Origin of the sequence: Microbacterium flavum (assembly GCF_018717645.1) — a bacterium.
Taxonomy (GTDB): Bacteria; Actinomycetota; Actinomycetes; order Actinomycetales; family Microbacteriaceae; genus Microbacterium; species Microbacterium flavum.
The window spans coordinates 183,566-200,621 of sequence record NZ_JAFLHG010000006.1 but is presented as its reverse complement, the minus strand read 5'-3'; the positions used below and the strand labels follow the sequence as shown (position 1 = coordinate 200,621).

The 17,056-nt window shown below is 72.0% G+C and carries 16 protein-coding genes; 9 read left to right on the top strand and 7 right to left on the bottom strand.

What is annotated here, in order from left to right; all coding sequences use genetic code 11:
* The first annotated feature begins 62 nt into the window (after positions 1 to 62).
* Together J0P97_RS08480 and J0P97_RS08475 are read left to right on the top strand one after the other, a co-directional pair.
* Positions 63 to 947, top strand: a complete 885-nt coding sequence (locus J0P97_RS08480; protein ID WP_215487334.1) for an ABC transporter ATP-binding protein — start codon at positions 63 to 65, stop codon at positions 945 to 947.
* Positions 944 to 2,080, top strand: a complete 1,137-nt coding sequence (locus J0P97_RS08475) for an ABC transporter permease (RefSeq protein ID WP_215487333.1) — start codon at positions 944 to 946, stop codon at positions 2,078 to 2,080. The genes J0P97_RS08480 and J0P97_RS08475 overlap by 4 nt, the downstream gene beginning before the upstream one ends.
* Here the strand turns inward: J0P97_RS08475 and J0P97_RS08470 are convergent.
* The 3 genes from J0P97_RS08470 to rraA form a co-directional block, all read right to left on the bottom strand.
* The gene (locus J0P97_RS08470; protein WP_215487332.1) at positions 1,980 to 3,347 is read right to left on the bottom strand and encodes a cation:proton antiporter domain-containing protein; all 1,368 of its coding nucleotides are present in this window, start codon (positions 3,345 to 3,347) and stop codon (positions 1,980 to 1,982) included. The two genes, J0P97_RS08475 and J0P97_RS08470, sit on opposite strands and share 101 nt — an antisense overlap.
* A gap of 13 nt (positions 3,348 to 3,360) precedes the next feature.
* On the bottom strand, positions 3,361 to 3,747 hold the full coding sequence (locus J0P97_RS08465; protein ID WP_215487331.1) for a VOC family protein: 387 nt from the start codon (positions 3,745 to 3,747) through the stop codon (positions 3,361 to 3,363).
* Positions 3,748 to 3,829: 82 nt separating this feature from the next.
* Entirely contained in the window at positions 3,830 to 4,330 is a 501-nt protein-coding gene (gene rraA / locus J0P97_RS08460; RefSeq protein WP_215487330.1) for a ribonuclease E activity regulator RraA, read from the bottom strand.
* A gap of 118 nt (positions 4,331 to 4,448) precedes the next feature.
* Here rraA and J0P97_RS08455 point away from each other — a divergent pair, with 118 nt between their 5' ends.
* The 5 genes from J0P97_RS08455 (at position 4,449) to J0P97_RS08435 (ending at position 9,231) form a co-directional block, all read left to right on the top strand.
* On the top strand, positions 4,449 to 5,015 hold the full coding sequence (locus J0P97_RS08455; protein ID WP_215487329.1) for a nitroreductase family protein: 567 nt from the start codon (positions 4,449 to 4,451) through the stop codon (positions 5,013 to 5,015).
* Between the two features lie 109 nt (positions 5,016 to 5,124).
* Positions 5,125 to 6,372 carry a type III polyketide synthase gene (locus J0P97_RS08450; protein ID WP_215487328.1) on the top strand — a complete coding sequence of 416 codons (1,248 nt, stop codon included), beginning with the start codon at positions 5,125 to 5,127 and terminating at the stop codon, positions 6,370 to 6,372.
* The gene (locus tag J0P97_RS08445; protein WP_215487327.1) at positions 6,369 to 7,106 is read left to right on the top strand and encodes a methyltransferase domain-containing protein; all 738 of its coding nucleotides are present in this window, start codon (positions 6,369 to 6,371) and stop codon (positions 7,104 to 7,106) included. The genes J0P97_RS08450 and J0P97_RS08445 overlap by 4 nt, the downstream gene beginning before the upstream one ends.
* A 5-nt stretch (positions 7,107 to 7,111) precedes the next feature.
* A complete protein-coding gene (locus J0P97_RS08440; protein ID WP_308163525.1) occupies positions 7,112 to 8,356 on the top strand; it encodes an FAD-dependent oxidoreductase in 1,245 nt (414 codons plus the stop codon).
* Positions 8,353 to 9,231: a UbiA family prenyltransferase gene (locus J0P97_RS08435; protein ID WP_308163524.1), complete on the top strand. Its 879-nt coding sequence runs from the start codon at positions 8,353 to 8,355 to the stop codon at positions 9,229 to 9,231. The genes J0P97_RS08440 and J0P97_RS08435 overlap by 4 nt, the downstream gene beginning before the upstream one ends.
* Before the next feature lie 51 nt (positions 9,232 to 9,282).
* On the opposite strand, the gene J0P97_RS08430 is transcribed toward J0P97_RS08435, so the two are convergent.
* A complete protein-coding gene (locus J0P97_RS08430; RefSeq protein WP_215487326.1) occupies positions 9,283 to 11,508 on the bottom strand; it encodes an ATP-dependent Clp protease ATP-binding subunit in 2,226 nt (741 codons plus the stop codon).
* A 98-nt stretch (positions 11,509 to 11,606) separates the two neighbouring features.
* Complete coding sequence (locus J0P97_RS08425; RefSeq protein WP_215487325.1) at positions 11,607 to 12,590, bottom strand: GlxA family transcriptional regulator; 984 nt, start codon at positions 12,588 to 12,590, stop codon at positions 11,607 to 11,609.
* A 275-nt stretch (positions 12,591 to 12,865) separates the two neighbouring features.
* Between J0P97_RS08425 and J0P97_RS08420 the strand changes: the two genes are divergently transcribed.
* Positions 12,866 to 13,351: a hypothetical protein gene (locus J0P97_RS08420; protein WP_215487324.1), complete on the top strand. Its 486-nt coding sequence runs from the start codon at positions 12,866 to 12,868 to the stop codon at positions 13,349 to 13,351.
* A 17-nt stretch (positions 13,352 to 13,368) separates the two neighbouring features.
* On the top strand, positions 13,369 to 14,604 hold the full coding sequence (locus tag J0P97_RS08415; protein WP_215487323.1) for a DUF2254 domain-containing protein: 1,236 nt from the start codon (positions 13,369 to 13,371) through the stop codon (positions 14,602 to 14,604).
* 18 nt (positions 14,605 to 14,622) lie between these two features.
* Here J0P97_RS08415 and J0P97_RS08410 read toward each other — a convergent pair whose 3' ends face one another.
* Positions 14,623 to 15,735 (bottom strand): glycosyltransferase family 4 protein, encoded by a 1,113-nt coding sequence (locus J0P97_RS08410; RefSeq protein ID WP_215487322.1) that lies wholly within the window; start codon positions 15,733 to 15,735, stop codon positions 14,623 to 14,625.
* 10 nt (positions 15,736 to 15,745) lie between these two features.
* Positions 15,746 to 16,984 (bottom strand): glycosyltransferase, encoded by a 1,239-nt coding sequence (locus J0P97_RS08405; RefSeq protein WP_215487321.1) that lies wholly within the window; start codon positions 16,982 to 16,984, stop codon positions 15,746 to 15,748.
* Positions 16,985 to 17,056 lie beyond the last annotated feature (72 nt).

The following is a 17,056-nucleotide window of genomic DNA, read 5'->3' as shown; positions in this document are numbered from 1 at the left end:
GAGCGCGAAGTTCCGCCTCACGGGGGAGGTCCCCCGCGACGGCGGCCCGTAGCGTCGCTCGTATGTTGGAACTGAGCGGAATCACCAAGAGCTATGGCACCCACCGCGTGCTCGACGACGTGTCGTTCACCGTCCGCCCCGGGCGCATGACCGGCTTCGTCGGCGGCAACGGCGCGGGCAAGACGACGACGATGCGCATCATCCTCGGCCTCCTGTCGCGCGATGCCGGATCGGTCACCCTCGCCGGGACGCCCCTGAAAGCGGCCGACCGGCGCCTGTTCGGGTACATGCCCGAGGAGCGCGGCCTCTACCCGAAGATGAAGGTGCTGGAGCACATCGTCTACCTCGCGCGTCTGCACGGGTTCTCCTCGGCGGATGCCGGAACCCGCGCCCACGCGATCCTCGAGCGGCTGGGGCTCGGCGAACGCCTCGGCGACAACGTGGAGACGCTCTCGCTCGGCAACCAGCAGCGCGCCCAGATCGCGGCGGCCCTCGTGCACGACCCGGAGGTGCTCATCCTCGACGAGCCGTTCTCGGGCCTGGATCCCCTCGCTGTCGAGGTCGTCGCCGGCGTGCTGGCCGAACGCGCCGCCGCCGGGGGCGCCGTCCTGTTCTCCTCGCACCAGCTCGACGTCGTCGAGCGGCTCTGCGACGAGCTCGTCATCATCTCGGGCGGTCGGATCCGCGCCGCCGGCACGCGTGACGAGCTGCGCGCCCAGCACGCCCACCGCCGGTTCGAGCTCGTCTCGGACGCCGACCTCGGGTGGCTGCGCGACGAGCCCGGTGTCGAGATCGCCGACTTCGACGGCGGCTACGCGATGTTCGGGACCGACACCGACGAGACCGCGCAGCGCGTCCTCCAGCGGGCCCTCGCGGCCGGAGCCGTCCGCGGCTTCACCCCCCAGCATCCCTCGCTCGCCGAGATCTTCAAGGAGGTCATCCAGTGACCACGACAGCCCCCGCCTCTCCCACCCCGCGCACCGCGGCATCCGCGGCCCCCGCCGCGCCGAGCTTCGCGCAGAGCACCTGGCTCGTCGCCGAGCGCGAACTCGCCTCGAAGCTGCGGAGCAAGGCGTTCCTCATCTCCTTCGCGATCCTCTTCATCGGGGCGCTCGCCCTCGTCGTCTGGGCGGGCTTCCAGGCCAAGACGGTCTCGACGACGAGCATCGCGGTGACGGCGGATGCCCAGCAGTACGTGCAGGGCATCCCCAACCTCGACGTGACCGAGGCCGCCGACCGGACCGCCGCGGATGCGCTCGTGGCCTCGGGCGACGTGAAAGCCGCCGTCGTCGCCGACCCGTCCTCACCGACCGGCTTCGCGCTCGTCGGGAACGACAGCGTGTCGAGCTCGCTGCTCATGACCTTCGCCCAGACGCCGTCGGTCGAGCTGCTGAACCCCTCGTCCACCGACCCGGCTCTGCGCTACTTCGTCGCCATCGGACTCGGCATCATCTTCCTGCTGTCGGCGCAGCTGTTCGGCACGACGATCGCTCAGAGCGTCGTGGAGGAGAAGCAGACCCGCGTCGTGGAGCTGCTGATCTCCGCGATCCCGGTGCGCGCGCTCCTGGCCGGAAAGGTGCTCGGCAACACGATCCTCGCGATGGGCCAGATCCTCGTGCTGGCGGCGATCGCCGTGGTGGGACTCACCGTCACCGGTCAGGGCGAGGTGCTGCAGGTCATCGGCGCACCACTGGCGTGGTTCGCCGTCTTCTTCCTGTTCGGCTTCGTGCTCCTGGCATCCCTTTTCGCCGCGGCGGCCGCGATGGTCTCGCGTCAGGAGGACATCGGCGCCACCACCGCGCCGCTGATCTACCTGATCATGATCCCGTACTTCCTCGTCATCTTCTTCAACGACAACCCCCTGGTGCTCGGCATCATGTCCTACGTGCCGTTCTCCGCGCCGGTGGGGATGCCGATGCGGATGTTCATCGGGGAGGCTCAGTGGTGGGAGCCGCTGCTGTCCCTCGGCATCCTCGCCGTCACCTGCGTCGCTGCGATCTGGCTGGGCGCGAAGATCTACGAGAACTCGCTGCTGCGGATGGGAGCACGGGTGAAGCTGCGGGAGGCGCTGCGCGGCTGAGCGGCCCGCGCGCCAGCAGCTGCGGCGTGATCACGCCGTGGATCAGGATGCTTCCGACCACCGTGAACACCATGACCGCCAGCACGTCGAACGCCTCGGTGCCGGGGAGCTTGTTGAACGCGAGCAGCCCGAACACGATCGTCGCGGTGCCGCGGGGCCCGATGAGCCCGATGAGGGCCCGATCGCCCCACGGCACCGGCGATCCGAGCATCGAGAGGAGCACCGGAACGACGCGGAACACCGTCAGGGCGAGTGCCGCGAGCAGAAGCAGACGCGGGTCGAAGCCCTCCATCACCACGACGACGGTCATCGCCCCGAGGACGAACCACACGACGTTCGCGGCGAGGGTCCCCGCCTCCTCGACCAGCAGGACCTCGCTGTGCGGGATGGTGTGTTCGGCTTCGCCGCGGGTGCGCATGAGGCGGTAGAGGATGCCCGCGACGAACGCGGCGACGAATCCGTTGGCCGCGAGCGAGCTGATCGTGGCGACGCCGTAGGCGAGCAGCGGCACGATCAGCATGACGTAGCGGATGCCCTCCGGCGCGGCCCATCCCCGGCGGACGGCGATCCGGACGAGGAAGCCGAACGCTCCGCCGCAGACGACGCCCACGATGATCGCGACGAGGGTCGCGGGCACCGCGCCGAAGAACGCGGCGAGGAACTCGGTCGCGTTCTCCTCCAGCTGCGCCTCGGTCTCGGCGCTGATCGTGTCGGCGTCCGCCGCCGCGAGGAGGGCCGGCAGCGCGACGGCGGCGGCGAGAGCCATCCCGAAGATGGGCGAGACCAGGCCGTCGTTGTAGCCGCTCTCGATGTTGAGGATCTGCCGCAGCCGTGGCGGGATCCGCGGCGAGCGCAGCAGTGTGGCCGCCGGCGAGAAGTCGGTGGGCATGACCACGCACGCGACGACGAGGAGGATCACGACGTTCAGCTGCGGCAGGAGCCACACCCCGCCGAGGACGACCGCGATGAGGGAGAGCGGCAGCGCGATGAGCACGAGGCGGGCGATGGTGCGCCCCTCGCCGCCGAAGACGCCGCCTCGGACCTCGCACGCATCCACGAAGAGGAGGACGGCGAGGATGAGTTCGACGACGTGCTCGGAGCCGTCCGCGGCGAGAGCGTCCGAGAACCCCGTCACATCGATGAACACCAGGGCGGCGCCGGCGAGGGTCAGCGCCGCCGGCCCCGCGACGCCGTAGCGCGCGAACCGGTGCTCGACGAGCGACCACAGTGCGATCGCGACGAACCCGCAGAGGAAGATCAGCGGCATCCGCCCTCCCCCGTCAGCCCGCGTCGGCGACGATGACCGACAGCACGTTGCCGGCCGGGTCGCGGAACCACGCGATATCGGGCCCGCGGCCGCGGGAGACCCCCCGCGCGTCGGTGCCGAAGTCGGGATCGTCGTAGATCTTCGTGACGACCCCCGCCGCGTTCAGCTCGTCGACGGCGGCGTCGATGTCGGACACGGCGAGGTTCAGGATCGTGAACGACGCGGGGACGTGGTCGCGCTTCGGGTACGCGATCGCATGCCCGCCGCCCGGGAGCGTGATCTCCAGGATCCCCATGGCGTTCACCTGCACGTCGAGCCCGAGCGCGTCGCGGTAGAACTGCTCCGCCGCCGGGACGTCATCGACGGAGAAACCGGAGAAGGCGCTGTCGATCGTGATCATGGTGCGCTCCTTTCGTGGAAGTCGGCCGGTGCCAGATTCGCCCAGTGCGCGCCGGGGCGCAAGAGGCGGGGGCAGGCGCGGGTCACCGCTCGACGAGGATGCCGTCGCCATCCGCCCAGACGTGGGCACCCGGCCGGAAGGCGACGCCGGCGATCTCGAGGGTGACATCCTGTTCCCCCCGGCCCTCCTTCGCGCTCTTGCGCGGGTTCGAGCCGAGCGCCTTGACGCCGAGCGGCAGGGCGCCGATGGCCTCGCGGTCGCGGATCGCGCCGTGGACGATGATCCCCGCCCAGCCGTTCTCGACGGCCGACGCGGCGATGAGATCGCCGACGAGAGCCGACTCGAGCGATCCGCCGCCGTCCACGACGAGCACGGCGCCGCCCCCGGGGGTGGCGAGGGTCGCTTTGACGAGTGCGTTGTCGCGGTGGCAGCGGATCGTCCGGATCGGCCCGTGGAAGGCCACCCGGCCGCCGATGTCGTGCAGCTGCAGCGCGAGGGAGTCGAGCTCGTCGCCGCGCTCGTCGTAGAGGTCGGCGGTCGCGATCGCCTCCGAGGCCGGGATCGAGGTCGGATTCGAGGTCATGATGCCAACGTATTCCACGCCGGCATCCGCGCTGGGAACAAACGAGAACCGCATACCGTTGCATGGATCGGGCCGATGGCGTCCCGACCGATCCACGACCACCCTCAGAGGAGACGCCATGAGCCCCGCCATGACAGATGCCCCCATTCTCGATGTGCTCGCCGAGCGCTGGAGCACGCGCATCTTCGACCCGTCCACCCCCATCGACGAGGCGGCGCTCGCCAGTGCCCTCGAAGCGGCCCGTTGGGCGCCCTCGGCGAACAACACCCAGCCGTGGCGCTTCGCCGTGGCGCGACGCGGCACCGCCCAGCACGCGCAGATCGTCGACGCGCTCATGGGCTTCAACCAGTCCTGGGCCGCGGATGCCGGGGCGCTCATCGTCTTCGCCGCGTCTGCCAGCCTCGACGGCAAGCCGCTCCCCTGGGCCGCGTACGACACCGGCCAGGCCGCCGCGCACTTCACGGTGCAGGCGCACGCCTCGGGCCTGTACACCCATCAGATGGGCGGCTTCGACCGCTCCGCCATCGGCACCGCGTTCGGCTTCGGCGAGAACCTCGCCGCGGTGACGGTCATGGCCGTGGGCGCCCTCGGCGACACCGCCGCCGCCCCGGAGGCGCTGCGTGAGCGCGAGCTCGCTCCCCGCACCCGCCGCCCGATCGCGGAGTCGCTGGTCGTCGACGCCTGAGGCACCGTCGAGGGATGTGCAGCGGCGCCCCGTTCACGGCGCCACTGCATATCCCGGCGCCCCTGACAACCGGCTGACGCCGAGGCGGGGCGCCGGGTAGCCTGCGCAGATGAGCGGATTCTCCCCCTCGCCGGCATCCATCATCGGAATCGGCACGGCAGTGCCGACCACCCGCCTGCCGCAGGACGCGGTGCGCGACCTCTTCGCGGGCCAGCCGGGCGCGGACCGCCTGACGCGGCGCCTCGTCGCGGCCGCCTTCGACCAGTCTGCGATCGACGAACGCCACAGCGTCCTCCCGGAGCTCGCCGCCCCCGCGGGCGATGCTCCGGTCGCCGCAGCCGGTCAGGCATCCGCTTTCATCGACCCGGACGGACGCCGCATCCTCTCACCGGGAACCGGCGTCCGCAACAGTGTCTACGTTCGCGAGGCGCCGGCGCTGTTCGCCGCGGCGGCGCGGGATGCACTCTCCCGCGCGCAGGTGGATGCCGCGGAGATCACCCACGTCGTCACCGCCTCCTGCACGGGCTTCTTCGCACCGGGACCGGAGTTCCGCCTCGTCCGCGATCTCGGCCTCGCGACCACGGTGTCCCGCGAGCACCTCGGATTCCTCGGCTGCGCGGCGGCCGTCCCCGCGCTCCGGTCCGCCGCGCGCATCTGCGCCGCGGACCCGAGCGCCGTCGTGCTCGTCGTGTGCGGTGAGATCTGCACGATCCACCTGCGCGCCTCGAGCGATCCCGACCAGATCGTCTCGTCCGCGGTGTTCGCCGACGGTGCGGCCGCGGCCGTCGTGACGGCGTCGGCCGGCGGGCGCCGACGGCTCGACCTCGACCGGTTCGCGACCGCCATCACGGAGGACGGCGAGGCGGCGATGGGGTGGACGATCGGCGACGAGGGCTTCGAGATGACGCTCACCGCGGAGGTCCCGCGGGTGGTCGGTCGCGAGGTACGGGCAGCGCTGGGGCCGGTCGCGGGCGATCTGCTCGGCGGCGGGGGCGACGAGGGCGACGCGGCGGGAACCGTCGGCGACGCGGCGGCGGGCACGCTCCGCGCGCGGTGGGCCGTGCACCCGGGCGGCCGCAGCATCCTCGACCGCGTCGAGGCCGCGTGCGGCCTCGACGCGCAGGCGCTCGCGCCCTCGCGCGACGTGCTGCGCCGGTACGGCAACATGTCGTCGGCGACGATCCTCTTCATCCTCCAGCGACTGCTCGACGACGCGGACGCCGCCGAGGGCGCCCCGCTCGTCGCCGTGGCCTTCGCCCCCGGGCTCACCGTCGAGTCCGCGCGGATGACCATCCGTGCCGGGACGTCGGATGCCACGCTCGCGCGGGAGCCGGTCGGCGCCGTCGCCGCGCGATGAGCGGACTGGACGCGCGCGACGACGAGCTGCGCGAACTGATGGACGACCCTGAGTGCGATCCCGTGCGCCTCCGCCGCACGCTCGAGCGCTTCGGGCTCGTGAACCGACTCGTGTCCGGGTGGGGCGCGGTCTACCGACGTCGGATCCGCCCGCTGGCCATCGCCCGCGGCGAGATCTCCGTGCTCGATATCGGGTGCGGCGGTGGCGATGTGCTGCGGCGACTCGTGGCGCTCGCACGGCGCGACGGCATCGCGGTGCGTGCGGTCGGCATCGACCCCGACGAGCGGTCGCTCGCCGTCGCCCGGCGCGGCATCCGGCACGACGACCAGGGCGGTGGCCGCGGTGCGACGCCGGCGATCGAGCTGCGCCGAGCCCACAGCAGCGACCTCGTCGCCGAGCAGGGCGCGGGCGGCGGCGCGTTCGACCTCGTGATCTCCAGCCACGTGCTCCACCACCTGACCGCCGCCGAGCTCCCCGCCTTTCTCGCCGACTCGGCCGCCCTCTCGCGGGGCCTCGTGCTCCACTCCGACATCTCTCGCTCGCGGGCGGCCTACGCGGCCTACGCGATCGGCATCACCCCGCTCGCCCCGGGGAGCTTCCTGCGCACCGACGGGCTCCGCTCGATCCGGCGCAGCTGGCGTCCGGATGAGCTCGCCGCCCGCCTGCCCCCCGGCTGGCGCGTCGAGCGGCCCGCGCCCTTCCGCCTGCTCGCGACCTTCGAGGTGTCACCGTGAGCCCTGTGAGCCGCGCAGGGGGCCGGATCGCCGACGTCCTCATCGTCGGCGCGGGCCCCGTGGGCGTCCTCCTGGGGGCAGAGCTCGCCCGGCTCGGCGTCCCGACGGTCATGCTCGAGCGGCGGGCCGAACCCGGCGGCGGCTCGCGCGCGGTGGGCGTGCACGGGGCGGCGCTCGCGGCCATGGAGGCATCCGGCGCGACGGACCGGCTCCTCGCGGGTGCGCGGCGGGTCCGCGTCGGTGAGGCACGGCGCCGCGGGAGCTCGCTCGGGCTCGTCCGGTTCGACCGGCTGCGCACGCGGCATCCGTACGTCGCGACGCTCCCCCAGTCCGCGACGGAGGCGGCGCTCGCGGCGACCGCGGCGGCGTGGGGCGCCCCCGCGGTGCAGCGCGGGGCGGCGGTGGAGGCGCTCCTCCCGCGCGAGGACCGCGTGGAGGTGCGCGGTCACGTCCGCGATGGGATGGACGGAGCGGCGCAGGCGTGGGAGGCGCGGATCGTCGTGGTCGCGGGCGGCCTGCGCTCGCGCACGCTGCTGCCGGGCGACCGGTTCCGCATCCGCACCCGGCGCTACTCCGACCGCTACCTCATGACCGACGCCGCTGACCTCGGCGACGACGGCGACCGCGCCGTCGTCCACCTCGACCCGGACGGGGTCCTCGAGTCCTTCCCGCTCCCCGGCTCCCGACGCCGGTACGTCGCCTGGATGCCTCCCGCCGATGACGACGACGGCCGTACCGCGCGTCTGCGACGCGCCGTCGCCGTGCGGACCGGATCGGATGCCGCCGCCTCCGCCGTGACGGATGCCACCGCATTCGGGGTCGCGCGCTCGCGGCTCTCCGCGCTGCGTGCGGACCGCGTCATCGCGATCGGCGACACGGCGCACGAGGTCAGCCCGATCGGAGGACAGGGGATGAACCTCGGTCTCATCGACGCCGTGACCCTCGCGCCCCTCCTCGCCCGATGGATCCGCACCGACGGCGATGCCGACGCGGCCGGGGCAGCGCTCGCGGCGCTCACGGTCTGGGAGCGCGTGCGGCTGCGGGCGGCCGACCGTGCGGGAGCGATCGCCGCCGTGAACACGGCGCTGGGGCGGCCGGCGCGCTCGGCCGGCGCGCTCGGGGTGCGGGCCGCGCTCGCGACGCCCGCCGGGGCCCTGCTCGCGCACGCGTACTCGATGGGGTTCGACCCGTCGACGCGGATGTTCGCGACGCCGCGCCCCCGCGTTCCGCAGGGCCCGGTGACCTGGTGACCCCGCGGGCGCTTCGGACGCTGTCCACGCTGCCGGCGCTGTGGCGCTCGAGTCATCCCGGTCCGACCGTGGTGGTGACGGTCCTCGCGGTGGTCCTCGGCGTGTCGGCGGGGCTCGACGCCGCACGCCTGGCGCTCCTCGGGGGCGCCGTCTTCGCGGGACAGCTGTCGGTCGGCTGGTCCAACGATGCGATCGATGCGCGCAGGGATGCCGCGGTCGGACGCGCCGACAAGCCGATCGCGCGCGGGGAGATCAGCGCACGCGCCGTGGGGGTGGCCGCCTCCGTCGCGCTCGTCGTCGCGCTCGGGATGTCCGCGGTGCTCGGTCCGGCGTTCCTCGGCGTCCACGTCGTGGCGCTCGCCTCCGCGTGGAGCTACAACGCGTGGCTCAAGCGGACCGCGGCATCCGCCCTGCCCTTCGCGATCAGCTTCGGCCTGTTCCCGTCGCTGGCGACGCTGGCGCGCGCCGATCCGCTGCCCGCCACCCTGTGGGCGTCCGCCGCCGGGGCGATGCTCGGCGTGGCCGTCCACTTCTCCAACGTGCTCCCCGACCTCGACGACGATGCCGCGACGGGGATCCGCGGACTGCCGCACCGCCTCGGACCGCGGACGAGCGCCGTCGTCGCCTTCGTCGCCGTCGCGGCCGGAGCGATCGCGGTGGCCGTCGGTTCCGTCGTGCCCGGATCTGCGGGCGCGGGACCGGCGGGGATCGCGCCGGTCGTCACGGCCGGGCTCGTCATCGTGCTGGCGATCGCGACCGCGGGTCTCGTGCGCGCCGTCCGGCGACCCGACCGCACGGTCTTCCGCCTCGTGATGCTCGCGGCGCTGGTCCTCGCCGTCCAGCTCGCCGTCGCCGGCGTCAGCGTCGCCGCGTGAGGGCGCGCCCCGTTCGGGCCTCACGCGCGGCCCCGTCGCGCCCGACTCGGGTCAGTCGTCGAGCAGCTCCGCCTCGATGACGTCGTCGTCGGAGGCCGCCGCGTTCTCCGCGGCGACCGTCTCGGGTGAGGCGCCCGCGCTCGTGAGCACGAGACTCGAGCCGTCGGCGGCGACGTCGACCCGCACGAGGTCCCCGTCGCGGACTCCGCCCGAGAGGAGCGCCATCGCGAGGCGATCCTGAATCTCGGACTGGATGAGGCGGCGGAGCGGCCGCGCCCCGAAGATCGGATCGTAGCCGCGTTCGGCGAGCCACGCCCGGGCATCCGGGGTCACGGCGAGGGTCAGCCGGCGCTCGCGCAGGCGCCGCTGCAGGGCGTCGACGGTCAGCTCGACGATCTGCGCGAGGTCGTCCTCGCTGAGGGCCTGGAACATCACGACGTCATCGAGCCGGTTCAGGAACTCGGGCCGGAACGCCTGACGCACCAGCGCCATGACCTGCTCGCGCTTCTGGTCGAGCGTCAGCGTCGGATCGATCAGGATCGGCGAGCCGAGGTTCGAGGTGAGGATCAGGATGGTGTTCGTGAAGTCGACCGTCCTGCCCTGGCCGTCGGTGAGCCGGCCGTCATCGAGCACCTGCAGGAGGATGTCGAAGACCTCGGGGTGGGCCTTCTCCACCTCGTCGAGGAGTACGACCGAATACGGGCGTCGCCGCACGGCTTCAGTGAGCTGGCCGCCCTGCTCGTAGCCGACGTACCCCGGAGGGGCCCCGACGAGCCGCGCGACGGAGTGCTTCTCGCCGTACTCGCTCATGTCGATGCGGACCATGGCGCGCTCGTCGTCGAAGAGGAAGTCCGCGAGCGCCTTGGCCAGCTCGGTCTTGCCGACGCCGGTCGGGCCCAGGAAGAGGAACGAACCGGTGGGCCGATTCGGGTCGCTGATGCCCGCGCGCGAGCGGCGCACCGCGTCGGAGACCGCCTTCACGGCATCCTTCTGCCCGATCAGGCGCCCCCCGAGCACGGACTCGAGGTGGACGAGCTTCTCGCTCTCGCCCTGCAGGAGCCTGCCGACGGGGATGCCGGTCCACGCCGCGATCACCGAGGCGATGTCCTCGTCGGTGACCTGGTCGTTCACCATCCGCTCGCCTTCGGCCGCCTCGGCGGACTCCGCCTGCGCGACCTGGCGCTCGAGTGCGGGGATCTCGGCGTAGTACAGCCGGGAGGCCTTCTCGAGGTTGCCCTCGCGCTGCGCGCGCTCGGCTTCGATGCGGGCCTGGTCGAGCCGGGTCTTGAGGTCGCCGACCGCGTTGAGGGAGGCGCGCTCGCGCTCCCAGCGCGCCTGCAGCTCGTCGAGGCGCGCCTGCTCGGCCTTCAGCGTCTCGCGGAGGGTCGCCAGGCGCTCCTTCGACGCGGCATCCTTCTCGCGCTTCAGCGCGAGCTCCTCGAGGCGCAGCCGGTCGACGTGGCGGCGCAGCTCGTCGATCTCGAGCGGCGCCGAGTCGATCTCCATGCGCAGGCGCGACGCGGCTTCGTCGATGAGGTCGATGGCCTTGTCGGGCAGCTGGCGCGACGGGATGTACCGGTTCGAGAGGGCCGCCGCGGCGACGAGCGCGCCGTCGGCGATCGCGACCTTGTGGTGCGCCTCGTAGCGCTCTTTGAGCCCGCGGAGGATCGCCACGGTGTCCTCGACCGAGGGCTCCCCGACGTACACCTGCTGGAAGCGACGCTCGAGCGCGGCATCCTTCTCGATGAACTCGCGGTACTCGTCGAGCGTCGTCGCGCCGATCAGGCGCAGCTCGCCGCGCGCGAGCATGGGCTTGAGCATGTTGGACGCCGCGACCGACCCCTCGCCCCCGCCCGCCCCCATGAGCACGTGCAGCTCGTCGATGAAGGTGATGATCTGACCGTCGGACTCGGTGATCTCCTTGAGGACGCTCTTGAGGCGCTCCTCGAACTGGCCGCGGTACATCGCACCCGCGACGAGGGCGGAGATGTCGAGGCTGACGAGCTCCTTGTTCTTGAGGCTCTCGGCGACGTCGCCCGCGACGATGCGCTGCGCGAGCCCCTCGACGACGGCGGTCTTGCCGACGCCCGGCTCGCCGATGAGAACGGGGTTGTTCTTCGTGCGACGGGTGAGGACCTGACTGACCCGGCGGATCTCGCTGTCGCGACCGATGACCGGGTCGAGCTTGCCCTGCCGGGCACGGTCGGTGAGGTTGATCCCGAACTGTTCGAGGGGGCTCTGCTGCTCCTCCTGCCCGGGCTGAGGCTGTGCGTTCATGGTTTCTCCTGAAATCGATCGACTCTAAGTTGAGTCGTTATGGCTCAAGTTTAGCAATGTCCGAGGCAGGGTATCAAGGGGGAGCACCGGCGACAGCGTCATGCGGCGGCGTCGCGCGAGGTCGCCTCCTCCGTCGTGCAGGAGAATCTCGCGCGATACGCCGTGGGGCTGAGCCCGAGCATCCGGGTGAAGTTCTGGCGCAGCACCGCCGCAGATCCGAAGCCGGCCTCGAAGGCGACGGCGTCGAGGCCGAGGTCGGTGCGCTCGAGAAGGCGCTGGGCGTGGATGATCCGCTGGCGCGCGAGCCATGCGGCGGGCGTCGTGCCGTAGTCGGCCTTGAAGCGGCGCGCGAAGGTGCGCGGCGACATGTGCGCACGTGCGGCGAGCTGATCGACCGACAGGTCGAGGGTGAGGTTCTGGAGCACCCAGTCGGTGACCGGCGCGAGGGACATCGAGGCACTCACCGGCAGAGGCGCGGCGATGAACTGGGCCTGGCCGCCGTCGCGCTGTGGCGGCACGACCATGCGGCGCGCGATCGTGTTGGTCATCTCGGCGCCGAGTTCGAGGCGGAGCAGGTGCAGGCAGGCATCCAGCCCGGCCGCCGTCCCGGCGCTCGTGATGATGCGTCCGTCCTGCACGTAGAGCACGTTCGGGTCGACGTCGATGTCGGGGTACATCCGCGACATCGTCTCGGCGTACCGCCAGTGGGTCGTCGCGCGCCTGCCGGAGAGGACCCCGGATGCCGCGACGACGAACGACCCGCTGCACACCGTGAGCACCCACGCGCCGCGCGCGACGGCGCGGCGGACCACCTCGCACACGCGCTCGTCGACCGCGTCCCACGCGTCCCGCGGGATCGGCGTGATCACGACGAGGTCGGCCTCGTCCGCGAAGGCGAGGTCGTTCTCGACATTGATCGAGAAGCCGATGTTGCTCGCCACGACGCCTGGATCGGGCGTGACGATGCGGAAGTCGAACATCGGGATGCCGTCATCGGTGCGATCGAGGCCGAACGCCTCGCAGGCGAGGCCGAACTCGAACGGCGCGAACCCGGGTTGGACGACGCAGGCGATCGTGTGCATGGCAGAAATCATACACACACCGTCCCTTCTGCCACTCGTGACTGTTTCGCATCGAGCGTAGCTTTTTCGCCATGACCCTCGTTCTCATCCTCACCGCACTCCTGTCCACTCTCGGGATCGTCACGACGATCCGCGCGCTGCGCGCAGACGGCTACCGCCGCATCCCCACCGACCCGTCCCGGCTCCCCTGACCGCGATCTCCAGGGCGGCCGGCCCCCGGGGCTGTCGGGGGCCGACCTCCGCCCTAGAGTGGAACCCGTTCAGAGGAGGCGTCCATGTCGACACCGGATCCGTCGCAGACCCCGCCCGGTCAGCCCTCACCGGCCGTGCCGCCGCACGGGTATTCCGGCGCCCCGGGCTACGGGGCGCCGGAATACGGCCAGCCGCCGCAGCCTCCGCAGGCTCCCGGCTCCTATGCCCAGCCGGCGTGGGGCGCCGCCCCGGCACCGATGCCGGCGGCCGGATCCCGGCGCGGGCTCGCGCTCCTCGCGGTGATCCTCGGGGCGTTCCCGCTGGCCATGTCCCTGTTCCAGCCGTTCGCGCTGCGCGCGGTGGTCGGGAGCGGGAACTACGCGGTGTGGTCGCTCGTGAGCCTGGTCATCGGCATCCTGTCCCTTCTCACCGGCGTCGGCGCGATCGTCTTCGGTCTGCTCGCGCGTCGGGACGCGCCGCTGCCGGCCGGGATCGGCATCGGACTCGGAGCGGCGGCGGCAGCCGGCGCGCTCATCGGATTCCTCTACACGCTCGTCGCCACGTACTGAGGCGCCACGGAGAGGTCATGGGACGAACGACGCTTTTCCTCGGGCGACTGGCACGCCGGATCTGGTTCCGCGCGGCGCTGCTGACGCTGGGGGCCGTGGCCCTCGCTCTCGTCGCCGGGGCGTTCGGCACCGTGCTCCCGTGGAACCTCACGATCGATCTCGGTCAGGGCTCGGTCGGGTCGATCCTGCAGATCCTGGCCAGCTCGATGCTCGCGGTGACGACGTTCTCGCTCACCGCCATGGTCACCGCCTACTCCTCGGCCACGACTCACGCCACACCCCGCGCGACGCAGCTGCTCATGGATGACACGACGTCGCAGAACGTCCTGTCCACCTTCGTCGGATCGTTCGTGTTCTCGCTCGTCGGCATCATCGCCCTCTCCACGGGCTATTACACCGACGAGGGACGCACCGTCCTCTTCCTCGGCACCCTCGTCGTCATCGCGGTCGTCGTCGTGACCCTGCTGCGATGGATCTCGCACCTCACGCGCTTCGGTCGCATGTCGGATGTCATCGACCGCACCGAACGGGCGGCGACGGAGTCCCTCCGGCAGTGGGCGAGCGCTCCCACCGCCTACGCGACGCCGCGCCGGGCGGATGCCGAGGACGGCCGGCCGATCTTCGGCGAGACGACGGGCTACGTCGCGTTCGTCGACATCGCCGCGCTCGAGCGCATCGCGGAGCGCTCCCGCACGCGGCTGGCTGTGGCGACTCTTCCGGGTGGGATGGCCGACGCCGCAGGCCCCCTCGTGCATGTGGCGGAAGGCGCCCTCTCCGAGGAGGACACCGCCGCCGTTCGCCGGGCGTTCCAGATCGAGAGCCACCGCACCTACGACCAGGACCCCCGGCTGGGGGTCATCGCCCTCGCCGAGATCGCGAGTCGCGCCCTCTCCCCCTCGACGAACGACCCCGGAACCGCGATCGACGTGCTGGGAGCGCTGCAACGCGTGTTCACGGCGGCGCTCGGCGAGACGCCGTCCGACGAGATCCGCTACCCGCACGTCGAGGTCGAGGCGGTGCGCCTCAAGGACCTCGTCGAGGACGGGTTCCGCCCCGTCTCGCGCGATGGCGCGGGGATGGTCGAAGTCGCCATCCGGCTGCAGAAGACCCTCTCCGCGCTGGCGATCGCGGCCGAGGACCGCGGAGCGGTCTTCTCGGAGGCGGCATCCGACGCGCTCCGTCGTGCGCTGGCCGAGCTCCCGGAGCAGGACGGGCGGTCGCTGCGCGCGGCGACCGGACGGCCGGCCGCCTGAGCGCGGAGACGTGCGCCGTCAGCCCCGCGTGGGCAACGTCGCGACGGCGTCGAGCAGCACGCTCGCGGACCTGCCCCAGTCGAAGCGTGCGATGTGCGCGGTCCCTGCGGCGATGACCTCGGCGCGACGAGCGGGGTCGTCGAGGGCGCGGATGCCGGCGGCGAAGGCCGCGGCATCCTCGCCCGGCGCGTACAGCGCCCCGGCCCCGGCCACCTCGCGGAAGATCGGCATGTCGGTGACCACGGCAGGGACGCCGAGAGCGAGCGCCTCGGCGACGGGCAGTCCGTAGCCCTCGTCGAGGGACGCCGAGACGAGCACGGCCTCGCGCGCGAGGAGGCGCGCGTACTCGGCATCCGTCACGCCGCCGTGGAAGACGACGTCGCCGCCGGAGGGCCGGATGAGAGCCTCGAGCTCGGCGCGGCGGTGCGGGGAGATCCGCGACAGCAGGTGGAGCGTCCGACCGGGGAGCTCCCCGACCGCGCGGATCAGCGTCTCGACGTTCTTGTATGGCATGAACGAGCCCATGTAGACGAGGTTCCGGGTGCCGGGGGTCACCGACGCCCCCTCCGCGACACCATCCGGCAGCAGCTCCGCGAGACGCTGCGGCGCATTCGGGACGACGACGACCGGCCGCTTCGTGAGGCGGACTCGCGCGAACTCCGCGGCGCTCGTCTCACTGACCGTGGCGACGACGTCGGCGGCGTCGAGCGTCAGCCGCTGCGGGACGTACGACAGGTGGAAGAGCCGCCACCCGAGCCGCACGTACCACGGCAGGTCGCGCGGAGGGGTGCGATGACGGTAGTAGATCGTGTCGTGCAACGTCAGGATGAGCCCGAACCTGCGGCCGGCGGATCCGATCGTCTGCATCGGCGAGAACACGGCATCCGGCCGGTGACGGTTCAGCAGGAGCGCCGTGAACGGCTCGCGCACCGCGGTCGGCGGGTGGATGCGGAGGGTGCGCGCCCCGGTCGGAAGGAACGCGAGCTGCGCCTCGTCGTGGATGAGGAACACGACCTGCACGCCGCGTTCGGGGGCTTGGGTCGCGACGGCGGCGGCGAGCTCGGCCGAATACCGGCTGATGCCGTCGTGGAAGTCGGTGCGGATGTACCGCGCGTCGAAGAGCAGGCGCATCGCTCGCCTCTCAGCCCGCGAGCGGTTCGCCGCGGTACAGCTTCTCGAACGTGTCGAGGGTCCGCTCGATGTCGTGGATCTCGACGCCCTTCAGCGATGCCTCCTGCATCCGCAGGTACTCCTCGGGGCTCGCCGTCAGGACGCGGCGGAGCTTGTCGGCGAGGTCGCTGACATCACCGGGCTCGAACAGGTAGCCGTTCTCGCCGTCCTGCACGAGGTGCGGCAGGGCGACGGCGTTGGCGGCGACGATCGGCAGTCCGGATGCCATGGCCTCCATCGTCGCGATGGACTGCAGCTCGGCGATCGAGGCGATCGCGAAGACATCCGCCGTGCCGTACGAGGCGCGCAGCTCCTCCTCGCCGACGCGGCCGTGGAAGACGACCCGGTCCTCGATGCCGAGGCGCTGGACGGTCTGCTCGAGGTTGCGGCGCTGGTCGCCGCCGCCGACGATGTCGAAGGTGATGTCGGGCAGTTCGGGGGCGAGCCGCGCGACGGCCTGCAGCGTCACCTCGACATGCTTCTCGGTCGTGAGGCGGCCGACGAACAGCACGCGGTGGTGCTGTCGAGGGGTGAGATCCGGCGTGTAGTTGCGCTTGTCGATCCCGCAGCTGATCGGGATGACGCCCTGGATGTCGATCGTCTGCTCGAGGAACTCCGCCGCCTTGCGCGTCGGCGTCGTCACGGCGCGCGACATGTCGAAGGTCCGCTTGGCGTCGTCCCACGCGAGCTTGACGACCACCTTGTCGAGCACAGGCGGCAGGGTCGTGAAGTCGATGATGTTCTCGGCCATGACGTGGTTGGTGGCCACGACCGGGATGCCGCGCTGGCGTGCGATGCGCGTGAGTCCGCGGCCGATGACGATGTGCGACTGGCTGTGCACGACATCGGGCTTCACGTCGGTGAGGATCTTCCGCGCGTAGTGCTTCGCCCGCCACGGCCACACGAAGCGCAGCCAGTCGTGCGGGGGCCAGCGGACGCCGGGGAGGCGGTGCACGGTGAGGTCCTGGCCCTCGATGTTCTCGGTGAACACGCCGTGGTTGCGGTAGCCGACGCTCGGAGTCACGATGTGCACGTGGTGGCCGCGGCCGGCGAGACCCGCCGCGAGACGCTCCGCGAAGCGCGCGGCGCCGTTGATATCGGGCGCGAAGGTGTCGGCGGCGATGACGACCGTCAGCGGCTCGCGCGAGGACGCGTCGGATCGGGCGGACTCGCTCCCGGGGCTGGCGGGGGGTGTCGCGGGGGAAGTCACGGGTGGGTGGCTGCCTAACTCTGCGGCGGGGCGACGGATGTGTCGACGACCCGCCCAGTCTACCCGAGCGCC

Coding starts and splice junctions, on each gene's coding strand:
- J0P97_RS08420 (WP_215487324.1), top strand. CDS start 12,866: ATGTCGACACCGGATCCGTCGCAGACCCCGCCCGGTCAGCCCTCACCG.
- J0P97_RS08480 (WP_215487334.1), top strand. CDS start 63: ATGTTGGAACTGAGCGGAATCACCAAGAGCTATGGCACCCACCGCGTG.
- J0P97_RS08430 (WP_215487326.1), bottom strand. CDS start 11,508: ATGAACGCACAGCCTCAGCCCGGGCAGGAGGAGCAGCAGAGCCCCCTC.
- J0P97_RS08455 (WP_215487329.1), top strand. CDS start 4,449: ATGAGCCCCGCCATGACAGATGCCCCCATTCTCGATGTGCTCGCCGAG.
- J0P97_RS08410 (WP_215487322.1), bottom strand. CDS start 15,735: ATGCGCCTGCTCTTCGACGCGCGGTACATCCGCACCGACTTCCACGAC.
- J0P97_RS08470 (WP_215487332.1), bottom strand. CDS start 3,347: ATGCCGCTGATCTTCCTCTGCGGGTTCGTCGCGATCGCACTGTGGTCG.
- J0P97_RS08425 (WP_215487325.1), bottom strand. CDS start 12,590: ATGCACACGATCGCCTGCGTCGTCCAACCCGGGTTCGCGCCGTTCGAG.
- J0P97_RS08450 (WP_215487328.1), top strand. CDS start 5,125: ATGAGCGGATTCTCCCCCTCGCCGGCATCCATCATCGGAATCGGCACG.
- rraA (WP_215487330.1), bottom strand. CDS start 4,330: ATGACCTCGAATCCGACCTCGATCCCGGCCTCGGAGGCGATCGCGACC.
- J0P97_RS08415 (WP_215487323.1), top strand. CDS start 13,369: ATGGGACGAACGACGCTTTTCCTCGGGCGACTGGCACGCCGGATCTGG.
- J0P97_RS08445 (WP_215487327.1), top strand. CDS start 6,369: ATGAGCGGACTGGACGCGCGCGACGACGAGCTGCGCGAACTGATGGAC.
- J0P97_RS08465 (WP_215487331.1), bottom strand. CDS start 3,747: ATGATCACGATCGACAGCGCCTTCTCCGGTTTCTCCGTCGATGACGTC.